Here is a 7,035-nt window from a genome sequence, read left to right on the forward strand (position 1 = left end):
ACGAGCGAGAGACTTACCTGCCGACGGCCAGGTTGGCCTGAACCGTGACGCCCTGTTGCACCAGGGAAGCCATGCCGCTGTTCTGGTTGGCCATCATGATGCCGGCTGCGGACTGCCCGACACTGGTCATGGTGTTGGACATATTGAAGGTGCCCGCATTGAGTGCGATCGAGCCGCCAGCACCGCCAGCGCCGCCAACCGCACCATTGCCGGTGCCGCCGGTACCGCCCTGGCCAGTGCCGCCGGCGCCGCCAGCCGCGCCAACCGCACCGCTACCTGCCGTGCTGCTGCCATTGCTCGCAGAGCTGGTAGCACTGCCATTGCTGGCACTGCCGCCCGCGCCTCCAGCGCCGCCGATACTGGCTTGACTACCGCCCGCGCCGCCCGTGCCAGTAGCCGCACCAGCAGTCGAGGTCGCCGTGCCGCCGCTGCCGGCACCGCCCGCACCGCCGGTGGAGCCAGCGCCCCCGCCGGTTGCGGCCGAGGTGCCTGCTCCGCCGGCGCCACCAGTACCGCCGCCAGCGCTTCCGGCGCCGCCTGACGCGGTGACGGAACCTGCACTGCCGGCGCCACCGTTGCCGGCGTTGCCCTTGGCATGGCTGCTACCGCCGACGCCGACGCTGGCGCCGAGCGCACCGCCGCCTTCACCTTCGGCACTGCCGCCCTTGCCGCCCGAGCCGCCCTTGGCCGCCGACAATGCATTGCCACCGTCGCTCCACGCAGAGCCGCCCTTGCCGCCAACGCCGACGCTGGCGCTGAGGGCGCTGCCGCCCCTGGCCTTGGCATTGCCGCCGTCGCCAGCCCAGCCGACCGCCTTTCCGCCGTCGCCGCCGTCGCCAGCTTGAGCGCCGTGGTTAGTGGCGCTGCCATTGGTTGCGCTGCCGTTTGTGGAGTTGCCGCCATTGCCACCGTTGCCGCCCTTGCCGCCGTCGCCACCAGTGCCGCCCTTGCCGGTGCCGCCGTAGCCATTGCCGCCCTTGCCACCCTTGCCACCGTTGGCATCGCCCTCATTGCTGACGTAGTTGCCGATGTTGTGGATCTTCACGTTGCTGACGTAGCCTTCCAGCTTGGTCAAGGCAATGGCCTTGCTGCTATTGAACGAATTCTGGAAAACCTTCGAATAGCTGGAGACTTCATTCGCAGTCGGGCCGCTATTGCCACTTTGCGTCGAGTTGGCAGTGGCAGTCAGGCTATTCGAACCTGATTTGCTCTCCTGGTTGCAAGATTTGTCACTATCTCCGCACGGATTTGCCATTGCGTAACCGCTGAACCCGAAGGCCAGGACCGCAGCGGTTGCCATTAAAGTTTTGTTCATGAGAAGCTCCCAGGAGGATGTCACAGCGGCTTGACCTCTCGCTCGCGCTCGGGGGAACGACGGCTGGAGGCCCGGGTCCGGCATTCCGCCAAACCAGCCTCTCCTTGCGCATAATCAGTGCCAGGCAAAGAGCCCAATCCTGTAATCCCTTGAAATACAAGGGCTACATAGCCATCACATCAGCCTTTGCCTAGCCTCCGGACGCCGTGCGCGGGCGCCGCCGCTGTGAACCGCACACAACATGTCACACGGCTGAGACACGGCCGGACGCCCTGCGTGGCCAGGCATTCCCCGGGACCGCCGGAAATCCCCTGCTATCAGGCCTTTAGCGGGGTTCCTAAGGAAAACCCTTGGCCGCAGGCGCTGTATCGCGAGTGAAACACGCCCCACCGCCGGTGCACTGGTCGTCGCTCGCCACGGGTCTCAACCCTTCGGATGAGACTCGGGCGTTGCAGTCCGGCACGGCATGCGCAGCCCCTGGGCGCAGCGGCCTTCGCGCGCGGCAATTGCGCCGCATGTTGCCTATGCGCTGCGCGCACGCAACGCCCGAGCCACGCCGGGGTACCTGATAGCGCATAAATGGCAACATGACTAGGCTCTATGTCTGATTTAAAGTACATTAAGGCTAATTCAAACCTGTCGCCTAATCACAAGGGAAACCATGAGTGAAGCCGTCGTTCCCCTGTATCACCAGATTTACGTGGTACTACGCCAACAGATCGTGGAAGGCCGTTTTGGCCAAGGCCCCTTGCCCGGTGAAATCGATCTCGCCAAGCAGTTTCACGCCTCGCGCGTGACCATGCGGCGCGTGTTCGATCGCCTGGTGCAGGAGGGTCTGGTACGCCGTCATCGCGGCCTTGGCACCTTCGTCAACCCGCACCCGATCAAGCCGGTCACGCTCGGCGACCGGCCCGGCAGCCTGCTCGACAACATCATCGACATGGGTCAGAAGACCTCGGTCAAGGTGATCTCGATCGACGATGTGCATGCCACCCCGGAAGTCGCCGAAGCGCTTGGCCTGCAGCCGGGCGACCCGGTGGTCAAGGTGGTCCGCGTGCGCCACTACGGCAGCCGCCCGCTGTCGCACATCACCGCCTACCTGCCGGCCGACCTGGGCCGCAGCCTGAATCGCAAGGATCTCGAGCTCACGCCGATGCTGCGCCTGCTCGAGCGCTCGGGCGTGCAGCTTGGACGCGCCAGCCAGACGCTGTCGGCCCGGCTGGCCGATGTGGTGGTGGCGCCGTTGCTGGACGTGCCGGTGGGTGGCGCGCTGCTGGCGGTGCGCCGCGTGGTGCTGGACAAAGCTGGCCGCCCGGTGCAATTCCTGCTCGGCCAATACCGCCCGGACCGCTACGAGTACCGCATGGAGCTCTCCCCCGCCGGCGGCGACAGCGCCAATGTCTGGGTGGAAAGCGAAGCGCGAACGGGGCTGCGCGAGTAAGAAAAGCAAGCGATACTGCACGCTCACGATCTTCCTGGAAGGAATCCGCGATGCCTGCTCCCCGCATGGGCCGACCTCTCTCCCAAGCGCTCACACGCCCCTCGCGCCGCAAGGCAATGCGCGGGCTGCTCGGCGCCGCTGCCAGCCTTGGCTTGCTCACGCAGGCGCCGTCGGCGCGCGCCCAGGTGGCCGCCCGCAAACCCATCCGCATCCTGGTGGGGGCGCCCGCCGGTGGCACCACGGACACGCTGGCGCGCACCATCGCCCAGGAAATGTCCCGGGAGCTGGACCAGCCCGTCATGGTGGAAAACCGCCCGGGTGCCGGCGGCAATATCGCCGCCGACATGGTCGCCAAGAGCGCGCATGACGGCACCACGTTGCTGATGAGCTTCACCAGCCACACCATCAACGCCACGCTGTACAAGAAGCTGCCCTTCGACCCGGTCCAGGATTTCACGCCGATCACGCTGGTGGCCACCGTGCCGAGCGTGCTGGTTGCCACACCGAGCCTGCCCGCGAATAACATCCCGGAATTGATCCAGCTGGCCAAAAGCAAGCCCGGCAAGCTGAATTTTGCGATCGGCTCGGTGGGCTCGTCGGTGCACCTGGCCGGCGACATGTTCAAGATGATGACGGGCACCTACATCGTCAACATCCCTTACAAGGGCACCGCGCCGGCCATTACCGACCTGCTCTCGGGCCAGGTCGACCTGATGTTCGCCAGTACCTTCAACGTGCTCCCGCACGTGAGGACCGGCAAGCTCAAGGTGCTTGGCGTCACCAGCCCGACGCCGCTGCCGCAGTTCCCCGGCGTCGCGCCGATCGGCGCCACCGTCAAGGGGTTCGAGTCCAGCGCCTGGTTCGGCCTGTTCGGCCCCGCTGGCCTGCCGCCGGACGTCTTGCAGGCGCTTTACCAGGCTGCCCGCAAGGGCCTTGAGGCGCCCGGGGTACACAAGCGCCTGGAGCTGGATGGCGCGCAGCCGGTCGGCAATTCTCCAGATGCCTTTGCTGCCTTCGTGCGCAATGACATCAAGCGCTGGGCCAAGGTGGTCAAGTATTCGGGAGCCACGCCCGAATGAGGCCGCTTGCCGGGCCCGCCCACACGCCGGCCACATTGGCGCAAAAGCTGGTTGCCCGGGCTGCCGGCCTCAATACGGTCACGCCGGGCACAATCGTGACGTGCCGGGTGGATCTGGCCATGTCACACGATTCCAGCGGCCCGCGCCGGGTGGCGCCGCTGCTGCGGGAGCTGGGCGCCAAAGTGTGGGATCCGGAGCGCTACGTGGTGGTCACCGATCACTACCTGCCCGCGGCCGATCCCGAGGCCGAGGCCATCGTGCGCTTCACCCGCGACTGGGTCCGCGAGGCGCGCCTGCCTCACTTCATCGACGGCGAAGGCATCTGCCATGTGGTCTTGCCCGAGCACGGCCACGTGCTGCCGGGACGTTTCATCGTGGGCGGCGACAGCCACAGCCCCACCGGCGGCGCGTTTGGCGCTTACATGTTCGGCATCGGCGCGACCGAGATGGCGGGCGTGCTGGCCACTGGCGAGATCTGGTTGCGCGTGCCGCATACCATCCGCCTGCAATGGGACGGCAAGCTGGCCGCCGGCGTTTGCGCCAAGGACATCATGCTGTTCCTGTGCGGCCGGCTGGGGCTGGACGGCGGCCGCTACGAAGCCATCGAGTACACCGGCGAGGCCGTGACGGCGCTGCCCATGCAGGAGCGCATGACACTGACCAACATGAGCGCCGAGCTTGGCGCGCAGACCGGCTTGATCGCGCCCGACGCCACCACGCTGGCCTGGCTGGCGCAGGCCGGCGTGCCCGCCGCCACGCTCGACGCCATCGCGCTCTCCCACTGGCGCACCGAGCCCGGCGCGCCCATGCTGGCCAGCCACCGCTTCGACGCGGCCGCGCTGGCGCCGCAGGTGGCCGCGCCGCATTCGCCGGCCAACACCGGCCCTGTCGACCAGGCCGCCGGCCAGCGCGTGGACATCGCCTACCTGGGTGCCTGCACCGGCGCCAAGCTGGAAGACCTGCGCATGGCCGCCAGCGTGCTGCGCGGCCGGCGCGTGGCGCCCGGCGTCACGCTGCAGGTAGCGCCCGCCTCGCTGCGCGACCAGCGCCAGGCAGAGAGCGAGGGCACGCTGGCCATCCTGCTGGATGCCGGGGCGCAATTGCTGCCCAATGCGTGCAACGCGTGCGCGGGCTATGGCCCGTCCCGCTTCCCTGCCGACAGCCGCGCCATCGCCTCGACCGCGCGCAACTTTGCCGGCCGCATGGGCGAGAGCGGCAGCGCGGTCTGGCTGGCTTCACCGTTGACGGTTGCGGCATCCGCCGTCACCGGCTGCATCACTGACCCGCGCGGGTTGCTGCCATGAGCCCAGCCCCCATCCATCCCCTTCCGGGCGGCCGTATCTGGCGCTTTGGCGACAACGTCGATACCGACCAGATGGCGCCCGGCGCCCATATGAAGGGGGGTGTCGAAGAGATTGCCCGTCACTGCCTGGCCGGGCTGCGTCCCGAGTTTCCGGCCACGGTGCGCCCCGGCGACCTGCTGGTGGCCGGGCGCAATTTTGGCGTGGGTTCCTCGCGCGAGCAGGCGCCGCAGGCGCTGCGCCATCTCGGCCTGGCCGCCGTGATCGCGCCGTCTTTCGCCGGTCTCTTCTACCGCAATGCGATCAATCTGGGCCTGCCGGTGCTGATCTGCCCCGATGCCACGCGCCTGGTGGATGGCGGCACGGCGCGGCTCGAGCTCGAGCAGGCCTGCCTGGTGCTGCCCGATGGCAGCCGCGTGGCTTGCGAGCCGATTCCCGAATTCCTGCGTGCCCTGCTGCAGGCCGGCGGGCTGGTGCCGCACTTGAAGGCCAGGCTGGCGGCGCAGCGCTAAAGACGCCCGCGCAGCCAGCAGCGCAGCCTCAAGCCGGGCGCCCGTTGTCGCACTGGCGCAGCAAAGCCATCACTTCCTCATCGGTGGTCTGCCTGAAATCCAGGTAGAACGCGCCCACGGCGCCAAAGCTGGCTGGCACGTTCAGGCAGATCACCTCGTCGGCCGACGCGCGCAGGCTGGCCTCGCCATCGACGGAGGCAACCGGCACGGCCGCCACCACCCGCTTTGCCTGCGCCCGGCGCACGCCTTCCAGCGCGGCGCGCATGGTTGCGCCGGTCGCCACGCCATCGTCCACCACGATCACGGTGCGCCCAGCCATGGCCGGCACGGGCGCACCGCCGCGATAGCGCTGCTGCCGGCGCCCGATCTCGTCGAGCTGGCGGCCGCGCTCGGCATCGAACGCCCCGCTGTCACGCGCGCGGCGTGTCCAGGGATCATCGTTTGCCACCGTCAGCGGCGCACTGCCGGCGGCGTCGCCTTCCACCACCGCGCCCAGCGCCAGTTCCGGATAGCCGGGGGCGCCGATCTTGCGGACCAGCAAGATATCCAGGCGCCCTTCCAGGATCCGCGCCACCTCAAAGGCAACCGGCACACCGCCGCGCGGCAGCGCCAGCACCAGTGGCGTCTCGCCAGCCGCGGCGGCGCCAAAGCCGAGTTCCGCCAGGTGCCGGCCAAGAAAGATCCCGGCTTCGCGGCGATCGGCAAAGCACGGCGGCAATGGCGGGAAGCGGGACATGGCTGGCTCCTGCAGTGGGTCGGTCGGGCCGGGTCGCGGCAGGCCAGTGCCGCAGCGGTGCTTGCGCGCGCTCACGGCAACGAGGCAGCGCGGCATGCACGTGCCCTAGCCAAATATAGACCGATAAGGCTGACGAATCGAGGTGCGCAAAGGGAATCCGGAAAGGAATGCGGAATGGGGCGGGTAAGGCACCGCTCATACCCGGTCAGCGCGCCACGTGCTGCCAGCGCCTCGGCCGGCGCGCGATTGGATGCAATTGCGCAATAGTGTATTTTGCCAGGGCTGGATTTTCTTTCCGGCGCGTTTGGCTAAGATGGCCCGTACCGATGGCAGCCACACGGATCGCCATTTCACCAGCGCCAGCCACGAGGCATTACCGCATGGCGCGACAGTCAGACTCAGCGAGAACGCATATGAGCACGCATCACAAATCCACGCACGACACCCAGCGCAAGGACCAGGCCGTCACCGACTCCGGCGGCCTCGGCCTCGATATCCCCTTCGGCTCGCTGGACGCAGCGGCACTTGCCGAGCTGCCGTACACGTTCCGTCCGGTGGGCACCGCCACGCGCTACTACAACGAGTGCTTCAGCTGAGCCGCTGAATGCAGCAACGCCGCCGGTGCCCCGGGGTCGCATGACCCCGGGGCAC

The 7,035-nt window shown here is 68.1% G+C and carries 7 protein-coding genes; 5 read left to right on the forward strand and 2 right to left on the reverse strand.

The features are described 5' to 3' along the window. Positions 1–13 precede the first annotated feature (13 nt). Positions 14–1,315, reverse strand: a complete 1,302-nt coding sequence (locus ACYP5B_RS37760) for a hypothetical protein (protein WP_459572988.1) — start codon at positions 1,313–1,315, stop codon at positions 14–16. Positions 1,316–1,976: 661 nt separating this feature from the next. Here ACYP5B_RS37760 and ACYP5B_RS37765 point away from each other — a divergent pair. From ACYP5B_RS37765 to ACYP5B_RS37780, 4 genes are read left to right on the forward strand one after another with little or no spacing between them, the layout of a single operon-like run. Further along, positions 1,977–2,756, forward strand: coding sequence for a GntR family transcriptional regulator (locus tag ACYP5B_RS37765; protein ID WP_400094706.1), 780 nt, complete (start codon positions 1,977–1,979; stop codon positions 2,754–2,756). A 50-nt stretch (positions 2,757–2,806) separates the two neighbouring features. Then, positions 2,807–3,835 (forward strand): tripartite tricarboxylate transporter substrate binding protein, encoded by a 1,029-nt coding sequence (locus tag ACYP5B_RS37770; RefSeq protein ID WP_459572989.1) that lies wholly within the window; start codon positions 2,807–2,809, stop codon positions 3,833–3,835. Beyond that, on the forward strand, positions 3,832–5,139 hold the full coding sequence (locus ACYP5B_RS37775; RefSeq protein WP_318231474.1) for a 3-isopropylmalate dehydratase large subunit: 1,308 nt from the start codon (positions 3,832–3,834) through the stop codon (positions 5,137–5,139). The genes ACYP5B_RS37770 and ACYP5B_RS37775 overlap by 4 nt, the downstream gene beginning before the upstream one ends. Next, complete coding sequence (locus ACYP5B_RS37780) at positions 5,136–5,648, forward strand: LeuD/DmdB family oxidoreductase small subunit (protein WP_400094702.1); 513 nt, start codon at positions 5,136–5,138, stop codon at positions 5,646–5,648. Before ACYP5B_RS37775 ends, ACYP5B_RS37780 begins: the two co-directional genes overlap by 4 nt. 28 nt (positions 5,649–5,676) lie before the next feature. Here ACYP5B_RS37780 and ACYP5B_RS37785 read toward each other — a convergent pair whose 3' ends face one another. Next, the gene (locus ACYP5B_RS37785) at positions 5,677–6,384 is read right to left on the reverse strand and encodes a phosphoribosyltransferase (protein WP_400094700.1); all 708 of its coding nucleotides are present in this window, start codon (positions 6,382–6,384) and stop codon (positions 5,677–5,679) included. A 413-nt stretch (positions 6,385–6,797) separates the two neighbouring features. Here ACYP5B_RS37785 and ACYP5B_RS37790 point away from each other — a divergent pair, with 413 nt between their 5' ends. After that, positions 6,798–6,980 (forward strand): hypothetical protein, encoded by a 183-nt coding sequence (locus ACYP5B_RS37790; RefSeq protein ID WP_459572990.1) that lies wholly within the window; start codon positions 6,798–6,800, stop codon positions 6,978–6,980. Positions 6,981–7,035 lie beyond the last annotated feature (55 nt).

It is taken from the genome of Cupriavidus sp. 8B, from assembly GCF_054589115.1.

Bases quoted from the DNA above. Each gene is read 5' to 3' on its own strand.
- ACYP5B_RS37760 (WP_459572988.1), bottom strand. From the start codon at position 1,315: ATGAACAAAACTTTAATGGCAACCGCTGCGGTCCTGGCCTTCGGGTTC.
- ACYP5B_RS37765 (WP_400094706.1), top strand. From the start codon at position 1,977: ATGAGTGAAGCCGTCGTTCCCCTGTATCACCAGATTTACGTGGTACTA.
- ACYP5B_RS37770 (WP_459572989.1), top strand. From the start codon at position 2,807: ATGCCTGCTCCCCGCATGGGCCGACCTCTCTCCCAAGCGCTCACACGC.
- ACYP5B_RS37775 (WP_318231474.1), top strand. From the start codon at position 3,832: ATGAGGCCGCTTGCCGGGCCCGCCCACACGCCGGCCACATTGGCGCAA.
- ACYP5B_RS37780 (WP_400094702.1), top strand. From the start codon at position 5,136: ATGAGCCCAGCCCCCATCCATCCCCTTCCGGGCGGCCGTATCTGGCGC.
- ACYP5B_RS37785 (WP_400094700.1), bottom strand. From the start codon at position 6,384: ATGTCCCGCTTCCCGCCATTGCCGCCGTGCTTTGCCGATCGCCGCGAA.
- ACYP5B_RS37790 (WP_459572990.1), top strand. From the start codon at position 6,798: ATGAGCACGCATCACAAATCCACGCACGACACCCAGCGCAAGGACCAG.